Origin of the sequence: Uruburuella suis (assembly GCF_022870845.1) — a bacterium.
Classification (GTDB): Bacteria; Pseudomonadota; Gammaproteobacteria; order Burkholderiales; family Neisseriaceae; genus Neisseria; species Neisseria suis.
On the sequence record NZ_CP091507.1, the window covers coordinates 2,256,948 to 2,276,136 of the forward strand.

At 56.2% G+C, this 19,189-nt stretch carries 17 protein-coding genes; 8 read left to right on the forward strand and 9 right to left on the reverse strand.

Annotation, left to right across the window (positions count from 1 at the left end):
- Positions 1–231: 231 nt before the first annotated feature.
- Positions 232–1,323, reverse strand: a complete 1,092-nt coding sequence (ychF, locus tag LVJ78_RS10280; protein ID WP_132952868.1) for a redox-regulated ATPase YchF — start codon at positions 1,321–1,323, stop codon at positions 232–234.
- Between the two features lie 246 nt (positions 1,324–1,569).
- Here ychF and LVJ78_RS10285 point away from each other — a divergent pair, with 246 nt between their 5' ends.
- Complete coding sequence (locus LVJ78_RS10285) at positions 1,570–1,983, forward strand: DUF2147 domain-containing protein (protein ID WP_132952870.1); 414 nt, start codon at positions 1,570–1,572, stop codon at positions 1,981–1,983.
- Between the two features lie 215 nt (positions 1,984–2,198).
- On the opposite strand, the gene ubiB is transcribed toward LVJ78_RS10285, so the two are convergent.
- The gene (gene ubiB, locus LVJ78_RS10290) at positions 2,199–3,710 is read right to left on the reverse strand and encodes a ubiquinone biosynthesis regulatory protein kinase UbiB (protein WP_132952872.1); all 1,512 of its coding nucleotides are present in this window, start codon (positions 3,708–3,710) and stop codon (positions 2,199–2,201) included.
- A 347-nt stretch (positions 3,711–4,057) separates the two neighbouring features.
- On the opposite strand from ubiB, the gene metF reads away from it, so the two are divergent.
- The 7 genes from metF to LVJ78_RS10325 all read left to right on the forward strand — a co-directional run bounded on the left by metF (position 4,058) and on the right by LVJ78_RS10325 (position 9,381).
- Complete coding sequence (gene metF / locus LVJ78_RS10295; protein WP_132952874.1) at positions 4,058–4,897, forward strand: methylenetetrahydrofolate reductase [NAD(P)H]; 840 nt, start codon at positions 4,058–4,060, stop codon at positions 4,895–4,897.
- Positions 4,898–5,143: 246 nt separating this feature from the next.
- The gene (locus LVJ78_RS10300; protein ID WP_132952876.1) at positions 5,144–6,121 is read left to right on the forward strand and encodes a PhoH family protein; all 978 of its coding nucleotides are present in this window, start codon (positions 5,144–5,146) and stop codon (positions 6,119–6,121) included.
- A complete protein-coding gene (locus LVJ78_RS10305) occupies positions 6,118–6,492 on the forward strand; it encodes a DUF1304 domain-containing protein (RefSeq protein WP_132952878.1) in 375 nt (124 codons plus the stop codon). The genes LVJ78_RS10300 and LVJ78_RS10305 overlap by 4 nt, the downstream gene beginning before the upstream one ends.
- Before the next feature lie 73 nt (positions 6,493–6,565).
- Positions 6,566–6,970 carry a hypothetical protein gene (locus LVJ78_RS10310; RefSeq protein ID WP_132952880.1) on the forward strand — a complete coding sequence of 135 codons (405 nt, stop codon included), beginning with the start codon at positions 6,566–6,568 and terminating at the stop codon, positions 6,968–6,970.
- Between the two features lie 421 nt (positions 6,971–7,391).
- A complete protein-coding gene (locus LVJ78_RS10315) occupies positions 7,392–8,009 on the forward strand; it encodes a DUF4126 domain-containing protein (RefSeq protein ID WP_243650322.1) in 618 nt (205 codons plus the stop codon).
- Positions 8,010–8,024: 15 nt separating this feature from the next.
- Entirely contained in the window at positions 8,025–8,543 is a 519-nt protein-coding gene (ybeY, locus tag LVJ78_RS10320) for an rRNA maturation RNase YbeY (protein ID WP_132952882.1), read from the forward strand.
- A gap of 1 nt (position 8,544) precedes the next feature.
- Entirely contained in the window at positions 8,545–9,381 is an 837-nt protein-coding gene (locus tag LVJ78_RS10325; protein WP_132952884.1) for a CorC family transporter, read from the forward strand.
- A gap of 347 nt (positions 9,382–9,728) precedes the next feature.
- Here the strand turns inward: LVJ78_RS10325 and LVJ78_RS10330 are convergent, their stop codons facing one another.
- From LVJ78_RS10330 to LVJ78_RS10360, 7 genes are all read right to left on the reverse strand, one after another.
- Positions 9,729–10,748: an FAD:protein FMN transferase gene (locus LVJ78_RS10330; RefSeq protein WP_132952886.1), complete on the reverse strand. Its 1,020-nt coding sequence runs from the start codon at positions 10,746–10,748 to the stop codon at positions 9,729–9,731.
- A 126-nt stretch (positions 10,749–10,874) separates the two neighbouring features.
- Positions 10,875–11,372, reverse strand: a complete 498-nt coding sequence (locus LVJ78_RS10335; protein ID WP_132952888.1) for a nitrous oxide reductase accessory protein NosL — start codon at positions 11,370–11,372, stop codon at positions 10,875–10,877.
- Entirely contained in the window at positions 11,369–12,199 is an 831-nt protein-coding gene (locus LVJ78_RS10340; protein ID WP_132952890.1) for an ABC transporter permease, read from the reverse strand. Before LVJ78_RS10340 ends, LVJ78_RS10335 begins: the two co-directional genes overlap by 4 nt.
- Positions 12,196–13,095, reverse strand: a complete 900-nt coding sequence (locus tag LVJ78_RS10345; protein ID WP_132952892.1) for an ABC transporter ATP-binding protein — start codon at positions 13,093–13,095, stop codon at positions 12,196–12,198. Before LVJ78_RS10345 ends, LVJ78_RS10340 begins: the two co-directional genes overlap by 4 nt.
- The gene (locus LVJ78_RS10350) at positions 13,092–14,381 is read right to left on the reverse strand and encodes a nitrous oxide reductase family maturation protein NosD (protein ID WP_243650323.1); all 1,290 of its coding nucleotides are present in this window, start codon (positions 14,379–14,381) and stop codon (positions 13,092–13,094) included. Before LVJ78_RS10350 ends, LVJ78_RS10345 begins: the two co-directional genes overlap by 4 nt.
- A gap of 181 nt (positions 14,382–14,562) precedes the next feature.
- Complete coding sequence (gene nosZ, locus LVJ78_RS10355) at positions 14,563–16,503, reverse strand: TAT-dependent nitrous-oxide reductase (RefSeq protein WP_132952896.1); 1,941 nt, start codon at positions 16,501–16,503, stop codon at positions 14,563–14,565.
- Between the two features lie 207 nt (positions 16,504–16,710).
- Positions 16,711–19,017 carry a 4Fe-4S binding protein gene (locus LVJ78_RS10360; RefSeq protein ID WP_424580107.1) on the reverse strand — a complete coding sequence of 769 codons (2,307 nt, stop codon included), beginning with the start codon at positions 19,015–19,017 and terminating at the stop codon, positions 16,711–16,713.
- Positions 19,018–19,189 lie beyond the last annotated feature (172 nt).

Sequence of the window (19,189 nt, forward strand, 5' to 3'; positions counted from 1 at the left end):
TGCATTAATGCATGTATTTATGCCATTGGTTTTCAGACGGCCTGATCCATAACTCATGCATCAAACAGGCGCAAGCCAATCTGCTCTTTTGCGATTCAATCCGGTTGGCTTCCAACCCAGCGCTTGTGTGCAAGAAAGCATCGAAGCGGGTTTTGCAAAAAGGCCGTCTGAACGATTTTTCAGACGGCCTTTTTGGCTTATTCAATAATGGTTTGTTTATTTAAATCGGTATTACACATTAAATAAGAAGTGCACCACATCGCCATCCTGCACCACATATTCTTTGCCCTCGGCGCGCATTTTGCCGGCTTCTTTGGCTTTGGCTTCGCCGCCCAAGGCCACGAAATCATCATAGGCAATCACTTGCGCGCGGATAAAGCCGCGCTCGAAATCGGTGTGGATTACGCCGGCGGCCTGCGGGGCGGTGTCGCCTTTGTGTATGGTCCAGGCACGCACTTCTTTCACGCCGGCGGTGAAATAGGTTTGCAGGCCGAGCAAATCGTAGCCGGCGCGGATCAGGCGGTTTAAGCCCGGCTCTTCCAAGCCCATTTCTTGCAGAAATTCGGTTTTTTCTTCGTCTTCCAGCTCGGCGATTTCGCTTTCCATCGCAGCGCACACAGCCACCACGGGCGCGTTTTCTTTGGCGGCCAATGCTTGCAGGCGCGCCAGATGCGGGTTGTTTTCAAAGCCGTCTTCGGCCACATTGCCCACATACATCGCGGGCTTGGCGGTGAGCAAAAACAGCGGCTTGAGCAGCGCCAGCTCGTCGGCATCGAGGCCGGCCGAGCGCGCGGGCAGGCCTTCGTTTAAATGCGGCAGCAGTTTTTCACACAGCGCCACCAGCTTTTGCGCTTCTTTGTCGCCCGATTTGGCGCGCTTGCCTTCGCGGACAATGGCTTTTTCCACGCTGGCCAAATCGGCCAGCGCCAACTCGGTGCCGATGGTTTCGATGTCGGCAATCGGGTCGACTTTGCCGGCCACATGCACGATGTTGTCGTCGTCAAAGCAGCGCACCACGTTTACAATCGCATCGGTTTCGCGGATGTTGGCGAGAAACTGGTTGCCCAAGCCCTCGCCCTTGCTCGCGCCTGCCACCAGGCCGGCAATGTCGACAAATTCCACAATCGCCGGCTGCATTTTTTGCGGGTTTACAATTTTCGCCAGCGCCGCCATGCGCGGGTCGGGCACTTCCACAATGCCCACATTGGGCTCGATGGTGCAGAAAGGATAATTGGCCGCTTCGATGCCCGATTGGGTCAAGGCGTTGAAAAGGGTGGATTTTCCGACGTTGGGCAAGCCGACGATGCCGCATTTTAAGCTCATGATGTTTCCTGAAATCTAAGGATAATTTTTAACGCGCGATTATAGCACAATTCGCCTCTTTGCCCGTGCCGCGCCTGCCCGCAGAGGCCATCTGAAAGCCTGCTTTGCGCTTTCAGACGGCCTTTATTTATTTATCTTTGATTTTTAAACAAATTTAAACCATTAGAGCGCTTTACCTAATCGCCTTTTTTGATTATGCTTTTCCAACCGCACAACACTCAAACAGCGGATAACACAGGAGAAATCATGAATAAATTAATTTTATCAGCCGCACTGCTGCTGGCTGCCCCGCTGGCTTTGGCGCAAGGCATTGAAGGCAAGTGGCGCACCATTGATGATGAAAGCGGCAAGCCCAAGGCTGTGGTGCAAATCAGCCAATCGGGCAACACGTTTAACGGCCGCATCGTGTCGTTGGCCGAAGGGGTGAAAAACGAATGCCCGGCCTGCCAGCCCGCCAAGCCCTTAATCGGCTTAAACGTGCTCACCGGCCTGCAGGAAAAAGACGGCAAATATGAGGGCGGCAAGATTTACGACCCGAAAAGCGGCAAAACCTACAGCGCCAAAGCCGAGCTGGCTAATGGCGGCAAATCATTGAAAGTGCGCGGCTTTATGGGCGTTTCGGTGCTGGGCCGCACGCAAACCTGGCAGCGGGTGGATTGATTTTTCCAAGTTGTATCATCTAAAAAAGGCCGTCTGAAACATTTTTTCAGACGGCCTTTTTGCTGCACACTTTATTTAAACAGTTTCAGCTTCAGACGGCTTGTGCATTTATTGGATTTACAACCCAACCCGCCGTATCACTTTTTTTATGCATTCCATTATTAAAGAAAAGGCCGTCTGAAAAATATTTTCAGACGGCCTTTTCACCACGCACTTTATTTAAACAGCAAAATCAGCACCAATGCCGCCGCAATCACCGCCAGCCACACATTTTGGCGCTGCTGCGTTTTCACCAGATGAATATAGGCATCGCGCATTTCCTGCTGGCGGGTTTCGTCCACCAGCATATTGAGCTTGCGCGGCAGGCTCGGCAAAATTGTTGCCCAATCGGGGGCTTCGTTTTTCACATTGTGCCACAGGGCTTTCACGCCCACTTGATCGTTCATCCAATTCACCAAAAAAGGCTTGGCCGTGGCCCACAAATCCAAATCAGGGTCGAGCTGGCGGCCCAAACCCTCGATATTCAGCAGCGTTTTTTGCAGCAACACGAGCTGCGGCTGGATTTCCACATTAAAGCGCCGGCTGGTTTCAAACAGGCGCATCAGCACCAAGCCAAACGAAATCTGCGACAAAGGCTTGTTGAAAATCGGCTCACACACGGCGCGCACCGCCGCTTCGAGCTCTTCGGCGCGGGTGTCGGGCGGCACCCAGCCCGACTCGATGTGCGCCGTGGCCACGCGGTGGTAATCGCGGTTGAAAAAGGCCAGAAAGTTAATCGCCAGATAGCGCTTGTCGTAATCGGTGAGGCTGCCGACGATGCCGAAATCGAGCGCAATATAGCGGTTGTCGTCGGCCACCAAAATATTACCCGGGTGCATATCGGCGTGGAAAAAACCGTTTTTAAACACTTGGGTGAAGAAAATTTCCACGCCATAGCGGGCCAGTTTCTTCAAATCGATGCCCTGCGCTTGCAGCGTGGCGATATCGGCAATCGGCGTGCCGTCCATCCATTCGATGGTGAGCACATCGCGGCTGCAATAATCGAAATACACTTTGGGCACAATCAGCATATCGCTGCCGGCAAACTGGCGGCCGAGCTGGCTGGCATTGGCCGCTTCTTTCATCAAATCGAGCTCGTCGTGCAGATATTTGTCGAATTCGGCCACCACTTCGCGCGGCTTCAGGCGCTTGCCGTCGGCAAACAAGCGCTCGATCCAGCCCGCGCCAAAGCGCATCAACGCCAAATCTTGCTCGATAACCGGCAAAATATTGGGGCGCAACACCTTCACCGCCACCGCTTCGCCGCTGTGCAATCGGGCGCGGTGCACTTGTGCCACCGAAGCGCTGGCCACCGGCTCGATATCGAATTCGGCATACAAATCGGCAATCGGCCGCCCTAATGATGCCTCGATTTGTGCGCGCGCCAAAGCCCCGTCAAACGGCGGCACTTTATCTTGCAGACGCGCTAATTCCTGCGCATAAGCCGGCGGCAGAATATCGGGGCGCGTGGAGAGCACTTGGCCGAGCTTCACGAAAATCGGCCCCAGCCCCTCGAGCGCCAAGCGCACCCGCACCGGCAGCGGTTCCTTATCGGCCAGCGGGCTGCGCGGCAGCTTGCGCAACAGCCGGCGAAGCCAGGCGGCGCGCGCATGGCCGGCGAAAATATCGCCCAAGCCGTAGCGGTAAACAGTTTGCATAATTGCGGTGGAGCGTTTGAGCCATTTCATTTGCAGGTCTTTTTTTAAGTAGAGGCCGTCTGAAAGCCGGCGGCGGAATTATGGATGCGGGGATTATAAAGCATGCAGCCGCTGCCGGTTTAAAAACCGGCTATTTGATGTGGAAATGTAAAACAATCGCCCGCTTGGCAAACGCGCAAATATTTCATGGCCGAATCAGAATGATATTCGGCACATCATGGCAAAGCCGCCCAGCGCATGAATCACACTAATGATTCAAAGAATTTTTTTCAGCCAAATCCCCTACAATTCGCTTGATTCGATGGCGGGAAAGCCCTAACCTAATTAAAGAAGAATCAGTTAATCATTAAAGAAACCGTTAAACACAGGCAATCATCATGACCGGCAGTCAAAAAAAGCTCAGCTTCGAATTTTTCCCCACCCGCACGCCCGAGGGGCGCGCCAAGCAAGTGATTACGCGCAAGCAGCTGAGCCAATACAACCCTGAATTTTTCTCCTGCACCTCAGGCGCCGGCGGCTCCACCAAAGAGGGCACGCTGCAAGCCATCACCGACATTCTGAGCGAGGGCGTGGCCGCTGCGCCGCATCTGCCCTGCGTGGGCATGCAGCCGGCTGAAATCATTGAATTATTGCAACAATATAAAGAAATGGGCGTGCGCCACATTGTGGCGCTGCGCGGCGATATTCCTTCCGGCATGGGCTCGGGCATGAGCGGCCTGCGCTATGCCAACGAGCTGGTGGAATTAATCAAAACCGAATTCGGCAGCGATTTTCATGTGGAAGTGGCCGCCTATCCCGAATACCACCCGCAAGCGCGCAGCGCCGAAGACGATTTGAATAATTTCGTGCGCAAAGCCCGCGCCGGCGCCGATTCGGCAATTACGCAATATTTTTACAACGCCGACGCCTATTTCCGTTTTGTGGACGATGCGCGCGGGCGCGGGGTGGAGATTCCGATTGTGCCGGGCATTATGCCGATTGCCAGCTTCAGCAAGCTGGCGCGCTTTTCCGACACTTGCGGCGCCGAAATTCCGCGCTGGCTGCGTCTGAAGCTGCAATCTTACGCCGACGACACCGCCGCCATCAAAGCGCTGGCGCTGGATGTGGTCACCGAAATGTGCGAGCGCCTGCTGCGCGAAGGCGCGCCCAGCCTGCATTTCTACACATTAAACCAGGCCGGCTTGGTCTCCACCATTTGTCAGCGTTTGGGCTATTGATTTTAATGAGCAGTTGCATACATGCCATTTAAATTATGCTAAAATATGTCCATATCATTGCTGCTGCCGATTGGCAGTTTCTGATTTCCTTCTTTTCTTGTTGCTAAACAGAAAAGCTTCGCGGGCGAAAGCCCGCTTTTTTATGCCCTTCATCTTAAAAAATCAAGGCCGTCTGAAACCTTTCAGACGGCCTTGATTTTTTAAGCGCTCACAACCATATATAAAGCATTCAACCCGGAAAATACCATGAGCCACACCACCCATCTGCAATTTGAAGACATCGACAACGCCGTGCTGCAACGCCTGTGCGGTGCGCTCGACAGCAACCTGGCCACGCTGGGCAAAGCGCTCGATATCCAAATCAGCCGCCGCTTCGGCAACTTTACCTTTATGGGCAGCCTCGCACATGCCGGGCGCAACGCCTTACTCTCCTTGGCCGCCGTGGCCGAAAAAGGCGATGTATCCGACAACGATATCCGCCTCGCCGCCGTGGAAGCCAAAACCGCCGATGAGGCCTTTGAAGCGCAAACGCGCGACCAGCAATATTATTTCCGCACCAAGCGCGGCAGCATAGGCGGGCGCACGCCGCGCCAAAACGGCTATATCCGCGCCCTGCTCAACCACGATGTGGTGTTCGGCTTGGGGCCTGCTGGCACCGGCAAAACCTATTTGGCCGTGGCCGCAGCGGTGGATGCGATGGAAAAACACCAAGTCGAACGCATCGTGTTGGTGCGCCCGGCGGTGGAAGCCGGCGAAAAGCTCGGCTTTCTGCCCGGCGACTTGGCGCAAAAAGTCGACCCCTATCTGCGCCCGCTCTATGATGCGCTTTACGATTTGATGGGCTTCGACCGCGTGACCAAACTGCTCGAAAAAGGCCTGATTGAAATCGCGCCCTTGGCCTATATGCGCGGGCGCACGCTCAACGGCGCTTATGTGATTCTCGATGAAGCGCAAAACACCACGCCCGAGCAGATGAAGATGTTTCTCACCCGCATCGGCTTCGGCGCCAAAGCCGTGATCACCGGCGACATCAGCCAAATCGATTTGCCGCGCCACATCAAATCCGGCCTGAAAGATGCCAAAGAAAAGCTCGCCGGCATCGAAGGCCTTTATTTCCACACTTTCACCAGCGAAGACGTGGTGCGCCATCCGCTGGTGCAGAAAATCGTGGAAGCCTATGACGCCGCCGACGAGCAGGCGCAACACACGAAAGAATCATCATGAGCCTTTTGCTTTCCATTTTGGTGCTGATTGTGGCGCTCGAGCACTTATTCATCATGTGGTTGGAAATCACCGTGCCCTCACCCAGAGCCGCGCGCGCGTTCAACATCAGCTTAGAAAAATTGCAGCAGCCCGAAATCCGCACCCTATTTGCCAACCAAGGCCTCTACAACGGCTTTCTCGCCGCCGGCCTGATTTGGAGCCTGATTTGGAGCCTGTTTGCCGCGCCCGATTTGGCGCGCCCTTTGCAAGCCTTTTTCCTTGGCTGCGTAATCAGCGCCGCGCTGTTTGGCGCCTACACATCGAGCAAAAAAATCCTGTGGGTGCAGGGCGCGCCCGCTTTGCTGGCCTTTTTAGTGTGGCTGGTTGTTTGAATAAATATAATGCAGGCCGTCGGAAAACTTTCAGACGGCCTGCAATGATGACGCTTAACGGAAACCATTGATTATGAACACCATTTTGCATATCGCCCCCGAGCACACCACTCTCACCCTGCCCGACGGCAGCCGCCACACACTTGCCATCGGCAGCGCCACCTTGCTGCGCCACAATCCGCCGAGCGAATACGAATGGGAGCGCGCCATCATGATGGTGGAAGACGCCATCTCACCGCTGCAAACGCTTATCAACCCCCAAAGCACGCTTTATCTCGCCCAGCCCGATCTGGCTGTGCTGGCCGATGCGCAAGGATTGCTCAGCCGCGAAACCGTGGAGCAAACGTTTCAACACATCAGCCGCTATCCCACGCCCGACACCCTGCCCGACACCGCACAATTCAAAGCCCTGCTGCTGATTGTGCGCGAATGGCAGCACCATATGGGCTTTACCCAAGCCTTATTGCTTACCGAGTAATGTCCATCCAAAAAATAACCTGACTGCGTTGTCTCGCCTTGCCGTACTATAGTGAAATGCATAATAAAGTGACACAAAAGGTAGGTTGGGCTGAAAACCCAACAAGCTCACAAGCCGTCTGAAACGTTGGGTTTGACAACCCAACCTACCCCTTATAATGCGCAGTTTTGTATCACTTTTTCTTGCATGCCACTATATCTGCACTGTCGCAGGCTTCTGCCTGGTTCGCTTACTTTTTTGAATGGGTATAACAGGCCGTCTGAAAACATCCGCCCCGCCGGCTGCCGCACCAAAACACCACACTTGCCCGAGGCCGTCTGAAAACATCCGCCCCGCCGGCTGCCGCACCAAAACACCACACTTGCCCGAGGCCGTCTGAAAAAACAGGCAAACGCCTTGTTCAGACGGCCTGCGATTCAGTATGATTCAAGCTTCTGCCGACATATTTTCCACACCCATGACATTCACCACCCTTCTGAGCATTGCGCTGGGCATCGGCCTAGCTGCCAGCGCGGGCTTTCGCGTGTTTCTGCCCTTATTTGCCCTGAGCCTTTCGGCCTATTTCGGCTTGTGGCCGGTCAATGAAAACTGGCAATGGCTCGCCTCCACCCCCGCGCTGATTATTCTCGGCGTGGCCACCTTGGCCGAAATCGGCGCTTATCTCGTGCCTTTTATCGACAACCTGCTCGACACCTTGGCCGTGCCTTTGGCCGGCATTGCCGGCACCGCCATCATGGCCTCGACCACCGCCGATTTAAGCCCCGCCATCACCTGGACGCTGGCCATTATCGCCGGCGGCGGCGCCGCAGCCGCGATTAAAGGCGCCACCGCCACCGGCCGCGCCGCCAGCACCGTGACCACCGGCGGGCTGGCCAACCCTGTGGTTTCCGTGGCCGAAACCGGCGCGGCTGTGTTCATGACGCTGCTGAGCCTGTTTATCCCCTTTGCCGCCGTGCTGCTTGCGCTGCTGCTGGCTTTTTGGGCCTGGCGCAAATACCGCGCCTATCAGCGCAACAAACACCCTGTTACCACCGTTTAAGGCCGTCTGAAAGCCATGAAATCCGCCAAACGCTACCCTTTTTTAGCCCTACAGCAACAGCGCTTCACCCTGCATTTCAGCAACCAAAGCAGCGCAGCAAACACACCGGCCGAGCGCGACTTTTACCGCTGGGCCTGGCAAGCCCTGAAAAACGAATACCGCCGCGCCCAAATCAGCATTATTCTGCTTGATGAAACTGAAGCCCGCGCCTACAACCGCGACTATCGCGGCAAAGATTACGCCACCAATGTGCTGAGCTTCGCGCTGAACGAAGGCGAAGATTTGCCCGCACCCCACCTTTCAGACGGCCTTTTCGGCGACCTGATTATCTGCCCGCAAGTGGTGCTGAAAGAAGCCGCCGAGCAAGGCAAAACACCCGCACAGCACTTTGCCCACCTCACCCTTCACGGCGTGTTGCACCTGATGGGCTACGACCACATCGAAGACGATGAAGCCGAAGCCATGGAAACGCTTGAAATCCGCCTGCTGAATCAGTTAGCATACCCCAACCCCTACGCACAGGACGAAATCTGACATGGACGATGCCCCGTCGAAACCGAATTTTTTTGAACGCCTCATCAACCGCCTCACCGGCGACGCCCCCGAAACCGCCGACGAGGTGGTGAATATCTTGCGCCAGGCGCACGAGCAGGAAGTGTTTGATGCCGACACGCTGGTGCGGCTGGAAAAAGTGCTCGATTTTGCCGAATTAGAGGTGCGCGACGCCATGATCACACGCAGCCAGATGGATGTGATCAAAGCCGGCGACAGCATCGAGCGCATCATCGCCTATGTGGTGGAAACCGCCCATTCGCGCTTCCCCGTGATCGGCGAAGACAAAGACGAAGTGTTGGGCATTCTGCACGCCAAAGACCTGCTCAAATACACGCTCAACCCCGAGCAATTCAACCTCAGCGCCGTATTGCGCAGCGCCGTGTTTGTGCCCGAGAGCAAGCCGCTCAACCTTTTGTTGAAAGAATTCCGCGAGCAGCGCAACCACATGGCCATCGTGGTCGACGAATACGGCGGCACCTCCGGCCTCGTAACCTTTGAAGACATCATCGAGCAAATCATCGGCGACATCGAAGACGAATTCGATGAAGACGAAAGCGCCGACAATATCTTTCCCGTATCCGCCGAGCGCTACCGCATCAACGCCACCACCGAAATCGAAGACATCAACCAATATTTCGGCACCGATTACAGCGACGAAGAAGCCGACACCATCGGCGGCTTGGTGATTCAGGAAATCGGCCACCTGCCCGTGCGCGGCGAAAAAGTGATCATCGGCCCCCTGCAATTCACCATCGCCCGCGCCGACAACCGCCGCCTGCACACCTTAATGGCCATGCGCGTGAAAGAAGACGAATAAAGCTTAAACAAAAGCGCAAATAAAACGAGGCCGTCTGAAAACCTTTCAGACGGCCTCAAACCTTTGCAAACTCCCTTTTGTCGCGCCTGCGCAAGCGGTAGATAGGCACGGCAAGAGCCCGTAGGTCGAATTCTCGAATCCGACACTTGTTCGCAGAACAAGGCACGCACATCACTTTGGCCGCCGGCCAAACGTCGGATTCAAGAATCCGACCTACGCAGATGATGCTGCCGAACTGCCTTTATAGTGGAATGCAAGAAAAAGTGACACAACCGGTAGGTTGGGTTGAAAACCCAACAAGCCCACAGGCCGTCTGAAACGTTTTCAGACGGCCTCGTTTTATTTGCTCAACCCAAGGTTTCCACCTGCCCGTCGGGCAGCACCAGCCAGGCTTTCAAGCCGGCCACTTGTGCGGCGGCGCGGTGGATAGCGGCGGGGCTGCTCACAGAAAAAGCGGTGGAGAGCGCATCAGCGGTGGCGGCGGCGGGCGCCATCACGCTCACGCTGCGGTAGCGCGGGCTGCTGCTGCCGTTTTTCGGGTTAAACAAATGGGTGAAGCGCCCCGCTTCGTCCATCACGGTGCCGTAGCCGCCGGAAGTGGCCAGCGCCCGGTTGTGCAGCGGCACCTTGAGCAACACGGTTTCTTCGTTATCCGGATTGCGTATGCCGGCCTGCCACACCGCATCATCTTGTGTGTTGAGGGCGCGGATTTCGCCCATGTCCACCAGCGCGCGCGTTAAGCCGGCTTCTCGCAGCATCTCGGTGATGCGGTCGGTGATGTAGCCTTGGGCGATGCCGTTAAACGATAAGGCCATGCCCGGGCGCGCAAAAGCCACGGCGGCTTGGTCGAAATGCACTTGATTGAAATCCACCAGCCCCAAGGCGCGTTGCAACACAGCATCCGGCGGTGCGCTTTCGCTGTGCGGCTGCTGCGTGAAATGGTTGGCATAAGCCTGCCACAAAGGTTGGATGCTGGGGTCGAACGCGCCTTGCGTGAGCGCGTGGATTTCGCGGCTTTGGCTCAGCAGCGCCAGCAAATCGGCGCTCGGGCGGCTCAAGCGGCCGCTGCGGTTGAGCCGCACAAGCTGGCTGTCGTCGCGATAAAGGCTGAATATTTTTTCCAACCGCGCCACTTCGGCCACGGCGCTTTCAATCAGGCGCAAGGCAAAGCGGCGATCGGGGTGGTAAAGGCGCATTTGGGCATCGGCACCCAGCGCAATGCCGCGCCACGTCACCGGCGCGATGCCCTCGGCGGCGGCATTCAGACGGCCTATGCTGCGTGCCGCCCAAGGCACGGCGGCCACGGCAGCCACGGCGGCGGTGATGCCGATAAAGCGGCGGCGGGTAAAGGGGTTGGCAGCATTCATGATGTGCTCCGTGTTGATGCGGTTATCGTTCAGACGGCCATTGATAAGGTCTGTTCACATTTCATCATATGGCAATCTTTTGGCTCAAAATCTTACGCACGGATGAATTGTGAGCAGACCCTAGAATCAACGGAAAATATATTCTTCCGGCATTTCATTAAAAGCCACCACTTTGCCGCCGTTTTTCGCGGCAAAAGCTTCGGCCTGCGCTTTATCGGCAAAGGGCAGCGCATCTTCCGCGCCCATGCCGCCGATAAAGCGGCTCTCGATCACATAATAAGCCTGATAGGCATCCACCCAGGCCTGATCGGCGTTGGGCGTGTTCCAGTCGGTCACTTTGCCCATATCGGTTACATAAATCGCGGCGATGCCTTTGGGCTCTTCGGGCAATTTGGTGTAGCCGAACATTTGGTTGATGGTGGAAAACCACACCGGTTTATCGGGCTTTCCGTTGATGAAAAGCTGCGCTTTGGGGCCGGTGTGCTCGGAAAGGTTCATGGTGCAATAATGGCCCACGGCCGCATCGGTGATCGGTTGCGGCGCGGGCGGCGGCGCGGTTTCGCTGTTGCCGCCGCAAGCGGCCAGCCACAGGGCGGCGGCCAGCGTGATGCAGATATTTTTCATATTTGTCGCTTTCGGAAAATCCAGGCGGCCAGCGCAAAAGGCAGGGCAATCCACAATAATTGCGCCGCCACCAACACGGGCATGCCGAGGGTGAGCTGCCCGCTCAGCCCGGCCATGCCGGCATACATGGCGGTATTTTCATAGCCGGTGAGGTTGAGCAGGCGGTAAACATCGGCGGGGTTAAACAATAAAATGGTTTCCAGCATCGGCGCGGTGATGGCCTGCTTGCTGTCGGCCACCAAAATGCCCAACAGCGCCATATCGAAAATCACCACGAAAAACAACCACACGCCGATGGCGATGCCCGCTGCCGTGCCGCGCTCTTTCACTTTGGCGCTGATTAAATAGCCCATCGCCAAAAAAGCCGCGCCCAGCAGCACGCTGGCCACGATCAGCAGCGCAAACGGCTTCCAGGCGGCAAAATCCAGCCCGCCGTGCGCCAGCTGCAAAGCAATACCTGCCAAGCCGTAGCCCGCTGTGGTGGCCAGCGTGAGAATAATCAGATGGCCGATAAATTTGCCCACCAGCACCTGCCAGCGCGACACCGGATAACTCAAAAGCAGCGCCATGGTGCCGCGCTCGATTTCACCGATCACGGCATCGTAAGCGAGCAGCATGGCAATCAGCGGAATCAGAAAAATCGACAGGCTCGATAGGCTCACCACGGTGATGGTGAGCGGGTCTGCTTTCACCGATCCTGTGGGCGAGCTGCCCAAAAAGCCCAGCGACAAAGCCAGCGCGGCCAGCAGCAAAGTGGCCGCCAGCACCCAGCGGTTGCGCAGGCTGTCGCGCACTTCTTTGCCGGTGATAATCCAAATGGGGCTCATACATCCTCCCGCTTTAAAAATTGTGCATACATTTCATCCAGCGTGGGCGTGTGGATATCGAGCTGGGCGATATTGTCCATGCCGCCCAATTCGCGCAACCGCGCCATTTTGTCTTCGGCGCTGCATTGCGTGGCAAACATGAGGCCGTCTGAAAGCTGCCAATGGGCGGGCAAATCGGCGGCCTGCTTCAATTGCGCGCGGATATGCACCGGCAAGCCGCTTTGCGCCTGCAATTGGCCAAGGCTGCCATCGGCCACTTTGCTGCCGTTTTTCATCACCACAATGCGGTCGGCGTGGCCGTCGAGCTCGGCCAGCGCGTGTGTGCTCAGCAACACGGTGGCGCCTTCGCGGCTCAATTCTTTCACAATGCCGTAAAACATCTGCCGCGAAGCCGGATCCAGCCCGGTGGTGGGCTCGTCAAACAGCAACACTTTGGGCGTGCCCAAGAGCGCCTGCGCCAAGGCCAGCCGCTGGCGCATGCCTTTTGAATAAGTAGCCACGCGCTGGCCGGCCGCCTGCGCAATGCCCACGCGGGCGAGCAAATCGGCATTTTTAGCGGTGGGCTGCTTTTTCAGCTTGGCATAAAAATCAAGCGTTTCTTTGCCGGTGAGCGAGGGGTGCAGCGCGGCGGTTTCGGGCAGATAGCCGATTTGGCTGCGCAATTCGGCGCCTGAGCCTGCGGCAATATTTTTGCCCAACAAATCCACTTCGCCCTCGCTGGGCGTAATCAGGCCGAGCATCAGCTTGATGATGGTGGATTTGCCCGCGCCGTTGTGGCCGGCCAAGCCCACGCATTCACCGGCGCTCAGGCTCAAATCAATGTTTTTCACGGCATAGCGGCTGCCGTAGCGCTTGCTCACGCCGCGCAAAACAACATGGGGTGTGGGCGCGTTCATGGGTGTTCCTTATGTTGATTTTGGTAGTAGCGGTTGAGGGTGGGGTTGGCCGGCGGCTTCATCAGCGGCTTGCTGTCGGCCACGCCGCCGGGCAAAATGGCGGGAAATTGCGATTGCGCCCATTTCACAATGCTCACAGCCGGGCTGTTGAGCAGCAGCCGCGCCACCGGCGCGCGCCACACGATTTGGTCGATGATGCCGTTGGGGCGGTAGGCGGTGTCGGCGATGCCGTCGCCATTGAGGTCGAAAGCGCTGTTGTCGCTCCAATAATTGCCGCGCTGCCCGTCGCTCCATTCAATATAGCGCGTGCCCACATATTTCACTTGGCTTTGGTTATTGATAAAAGCATTGTTGAAAATGCGGTTGCCCTCGGCCGCGGCGGTGAAATGAATGCCCATTTCGCAGTTTTCAAAATGGTTGCCGCTGATGGTGTTGTGGTTGGCATTATAGATAAACACGCATTTTTCGGCTTTGTCGATCACATTGCCGGTGATGCTCGAATGGTTGGCATAATTGAGCATCAGGCCTTGATCGCGGCTATTGAGGGCGATATTGTCGGCCACTTTCAAGCGCTCGGAAAACATAATCGCATAGCCGATGTTGTTGCCGTCTGAAACATTGCCGCTCACTTCGCTGTCGTTGGTATACATATAGTGCACGGCATAGCGCAGGCGGGTGAAGCGGTTGTTTCGATAAAGATTGCGGGTGCTGGTGTTGGAAAAAATGCCGTCGCGGCCTTCGGAAATGTCGTTATCCGTCACTTGCGCACCGGGCGCGTTCCACACGGTTACGCCGTTGCCGCGCTCATTCACGCGCAGCTTGGCATCGCCCACGATGCGGTTGCCGCTCACGCGCGAGTCGGCCGCGCCGTGGATATACACGCCCACGGAATTTTCCAGAATCTGATTGTTTGCCACTTGCGCGCGCAGGGCGGTTTGGGCGAGAAACACGCCCGCATCCATGGCCGGCAGGCTCAAGCCCGAGCGGGTGATGGTGAGGCGGCGCAAAACCACATCGGGCGCGCTCACTTCAATGGTGCGCCCCGTGCGCGTGCCCTCGATTTTGGCAACACCGCCTTCGGGGCCTTCGATGGTGAGCGGCTTATCGACGATGATTTGCCCCCGATACTGCCCCGCCGCCAAGCGCAAAGTGTCGCCCGCGTTTGCGCGTGCAATTGCTTGCTGCAAATCGCTGCCTGCGGCCACATCAATCGCGGCGGCATAAGCGCTTTGCATGCCGGCAAAGCAGCCGGCCAAACACAAGGCTTTTTTCAGGTGCGTAAACATATTTAAGTGTGGTGTTTCTGTGTGGATCATCCCGATTCAAAAAAATAGGCTTACTGCATTTTTCTGCCCGTCAAACTTACTTTTTTGAATGGGGATAAATCATTAATCAATTTTTATTATTTATTGGATATAAAGGCCGTCTGAAAGCTTTGCAGCGCTTTCAGACGGCCTATTCACTACTTTAGGCCTTCACAATCATTTGGCCGCCCATTTCCATGTGCAGCGCGTGGCAGAACCATTGGCAATAAAACCAATGCACACCCGGGCGGCTGGCGGTGAACGTTACCGAAGCCGTGGCCTGCGGGCCCACTTCCAGCGCGATGCCGTAGTTGTCGAGCGTGAAGCCGTGGGTGAGGTCTTCGATGGTTTCCATATTGGTCACATACACGGTTACCTCGTCGCCCTGATTCACTTCAAACTGCGGCACGCTGAACACGGGCGCCACGGCCGTCATGTAAACGCGCACTTTTTTGCCGTCGCGAATCACATTGGCGGCACGCTCGAGAATCACGCCGTCTTTTTTGGCCTGATCTACCGCAGCTTGCCACATCCACGGGTCGTTGCGATCCCACGTTTGCTTCGGATGCACTTTCGATGCAGCCACCAGCAGCATATCGTGCGGCTCGGCAAAGCTCGGGCCGTCGTGCACCAAGCGCATTTCATCGCCCGAAATATCGATGAGCTGATCGTTTTCCGGCTTCAAAGGGCCCACGTTCAAGAAGCGGTCTTTCGAGAATTTATTCAGCGACACCAGCCATTTGCCGTCGGCTTCTTTGGTTTCGCCCATGGTGGTGTGGTTGTGGCCGGGCTGGTAATGCACATCGAGCTTCTGAATAATCGGGTCGACTTTCTCGCCTTTGTAGGCTTGAATCGCTTTGTCGATATTCCATTTCACCATTTGGCTGTCGATAAACAGCGTGGTGTAGGCATTGCCGCGGCCGTCGAATGCGGTGTGCAAAGGCCCCAAGCCCAATTGCGGCTCGGCCACCACCACATCGCGCGGTTGGATTTTGCCGGCAAACAAATCATCCAGCTTGTGCACATCGAGCACGGTAACGGTGGGCGACAATTTGCCGTTGAGCATGATGTAGTTGCCGTCGGGCGAGGCGTTGCAGCCGTGCGGTGAGTTGGGCACGGGAATATAGCGGGTGTAGTTCGATTGTGCAGCGGCGCGGCCGTCTACCACTTTCACGCCGTTGATTTCTTTGAAATCGCCTTTTTTGATGCCCTCTTCAATCGCGGCGATGTTAAACACCACCACCCAGTCTTGCTCGTTGCCGGAAGCGCCCTGCACATCGAGCGCGCGCTCTGAGTTGTAGCAGGTAGAGAAAGAATATTTGCCCTGATAATCGGCGTCGCCGTTATCGAGGTTGCCGTCCACCTGCACCTGCCAGGCGATTTCCATGGTTTCGCCGTCAACAGCGGTGTAGATCGCCCACCAGTCTTTCGGGTCGGTTTGGCTGTCGGTTTTGGTGATGGGGATAATGTGCTCGCCATTGGCAAACACATAGCCGGTTTTCGGATAGCGCTGCGGGCGCAGGCCGTGCACGCCCGACACATTGGGAATTTCCACCACTTTGTCGGTTTTCATCACATCGCAGCGGATGCGCGCCACGCGGTTATTCGCTTTATCCTGCACATACACATAGCGGCCGTCGTAAGTTTGGTCGGTAAACGACATATGCGGGTGGTGCAAATCGCCGTTGGGCATGCAGCGCATATGGTTATCCTGCAAAAATTTGCGCGTTTCGGGGGTGATGTTGCCGTTGAGGATATTCAGGCTCTCGTTGCTGCGGCCCCAGCCGGTGGCGCTGTCCATATTAAACACGGGAATGCGCATCAGCTCGCGCATCGAGGGCACGCCCAACACGCGCACTTCGCCCGATTGGCCGCCCGAGTTAAACGCATAATATTGGTCTAATTCGCCCGGGCCCACATAATCGCTGTGATCGGCAGCAGCGCTTGAGCCGGCTGTGCCGCTGGCGGCGCCACCTTCACTTTTGTTTGAACAACCGGCCAAGCCCAAAAGGCCGGCACCGGCAATGCCCGCGCCCGAAACGGCAGCCGTGCCCAAAAACGAGCGGCGGCTCAAACCGGTTTGGTTTAATTTATCGTCTGACATACAACTCTCCTTGATTAAAGCGGTGTCACGTCTGCCTTTCAGACGGCCTTCCGTAACGGGTTAAACAATATCGGTTTCATTTCAATCTGCGTTATTTCATTTAACAGCATCGCGCCGGCTTTCATACCAATTCAAAAAAGTAAGCTAACAAGGCGGCGAGCCGCAGACAGTACAACTAGTACGGCAAGGCGAGACAACGAAGTTAGGTTATTTTTTTGGATTGGTATCAGACGGCCTTTCCACAAAATGCACCACCTGCCCCTGCGCGGCGCGCTGCGCATCCAGCTCGGCTTTGGCCGCAGCCTGCTTTTGCTTTTTGCGGTTGACCTGCACCACATGCGGGCAGTCGGTTTGGTGGTGGTAGAGCATTTGGCAGTTGAGGCACTGAATGCATTCGTTCGGGTCGATATCGCCCTCGGGGTGAATCGCCTGCACCGGGCAATCGTGGGCGCAACGCTGGCAGGGGTTGCCGCACATCGGATAGCGGCGCAGCCAGTCAAACACCCGCAAGCGCGCCGGAATGGCCAAGGCCGCGCCCAGCGGGCACAAATAGCGGCAATAAAAGCGCTCGACAAACAAACCGGCCAAAAGCAGCACCAGCGCAAACGCCACAAACCACCATTCACGCATAAATTTCAAAATCATCGCGGTTTTAAACGGCTCCACTTCCGCCAATTTTTCCGCCAAGCCCAATTCATAAAGCGACACACCGAAAAGCAGCATAAAAATCACATATTTCAACGCTGCCAACCGCGTGTGCATGCCGTGCGGCACATTAATCTGGCGCACACCCAGCTTTTTGGCGATGCGGTTGAGCAATTCCTGCAAAGCGCCAAACGGGCACAGCCAGCCGCAAAATGCGCCGCGGTTCCAAAACAAAATCGAAATCGCCGTGGCGCACCACAAAATAAACACCAAAGGATCCATCAGGAAATATTCCCATGAAAATCCGGTGCGCAAAGCCGTGGTGAAGGTGAGCACATTCACCACCGACAATTGCGCCTGTGCATACCAGCCGATGTAAAACAGGCTGAAGGTAAGGAAAACCAAGCGGAAGCGGTCGTAAAATTTCGGGTGTTTTGTGAGCGTGTCTTGAAAGAAAAACACCGCCACCAAAATCAGCAAAGAGAGCGACACCACGCCGATTTGCCAGCGTTTGCCCTGCCAAATCTGCTTCCACAGCGCCGAATCGGCTTCTTCAACAACACCCGCAGCCGCATCAATCGCCGCCGGCGCGGCGGCTTCCAGTGGCACCGGTGTGCCTTCGGGGTCGTCCACCGTGTAGGCTTGCGGCAATTGGTAATTCAAATCAGCTGTGGCAAAGGCTTTATCGTTCACGCTCAACACACGCTGAATCATCAATTGCAGCCGCCACGGCTCGGCGGCATCAAAATGCGCATCTTCCGGCACGGTAAACAGCGCGATTTCTTTGAAATGCGGCGCGCCCTCGGCAGCAAAAGCAGGCAGGCGCTGATGGTTGAGGTCGGTAAAGCGGAAGCTCTCATCGCCCTGAATCACCTCGATGCGGTCGAAAATGCCGCCGCGCACATAGCCCGAGCCTTTAAACGAATAACGCCCTTCGCCCGCCACCACGATTGCCTGCTGCCCGCTTTTCAGACGGCCTTGCAAATCATTCCAGTCCGCTTCACCGAGCAGGCTTTTGCCGATGGCAGGCTGGCTTACCAAAGCGGTGTAAAGGTTCACAAAAGTATCGTCGCCCGGGCCTTTTTCAGGGTGCTCGGCCGCGGCGGCTTTGTCACCGGTTTCAAACGCTTTGTTCACCTCATCCACCGTCATGTGCAGGCGCGCAATCGCGCCTTGATCGAGCAGCGCCTGCCACGATTGCACATCGGCTTTTTGCATATTCACCAAGCGGTGCGGGCGGGTTTGCACCGGTGCAGCCACAGGCGCCGTGCCGCCGGCCGGTGCGGTAGGCGCGGCCGCAGCCGCTGTGCCGATGCCGTATTGGTGCGCCAGCGCGCGCACCGAGCGCTGGATGCTGTCGTTAATCACCATCAGCGTCACCGTGGCGCCGCTGATGATGTCGGAAGGCGCTTTATTGCCGGGGGTGGGCGATTTAATCAGATTGAGGCCGATATAATCGTTGATGAATTTATCGACCTTGGATTGCGGAATGCCGATCAACACAATCGGCTCGTGGTGCTCCACCAGCTTGGCGCCCACAATGGTGCCGTCGTTGGCGATGCCCACCAAAATATCAATCGGCTTGCTCGAATAGCCGCGCGTGTTCACCACATCGGTGGTGAGATACACATAGCCCAGCGGCTCGCCGCCTTTGAGCGCACGCGCCACCACAGGCTTACCCTCGGGCGCACCATAAGCATCAGCGCCCGGAAAAATTTCCGCCACCGGCGTTTTGGCCAAAAATTCAGGCAAACGCTCGGCCCACGCCTGCGGCACCACCGCCACCAGCACGGCCAACCACACCAGCATGGCCGCCAGCCAAGGCCGGCCGCACAGCGCGAGAAACTTTTGGGCGCGCAACATCGCCATTCCCTTACACAAGCATTTTAATATTCCTATTATATGAACTTAAAATTCACTCACCTTGACTTAAATCAAATTCACATCCACTAACACTACAAAACACTACACGGCATCACCATAAAAATCCTATTTTATTTTAAACAAATAAGTCAGCCCTAAAATCAAGAGTGTTTCCGCC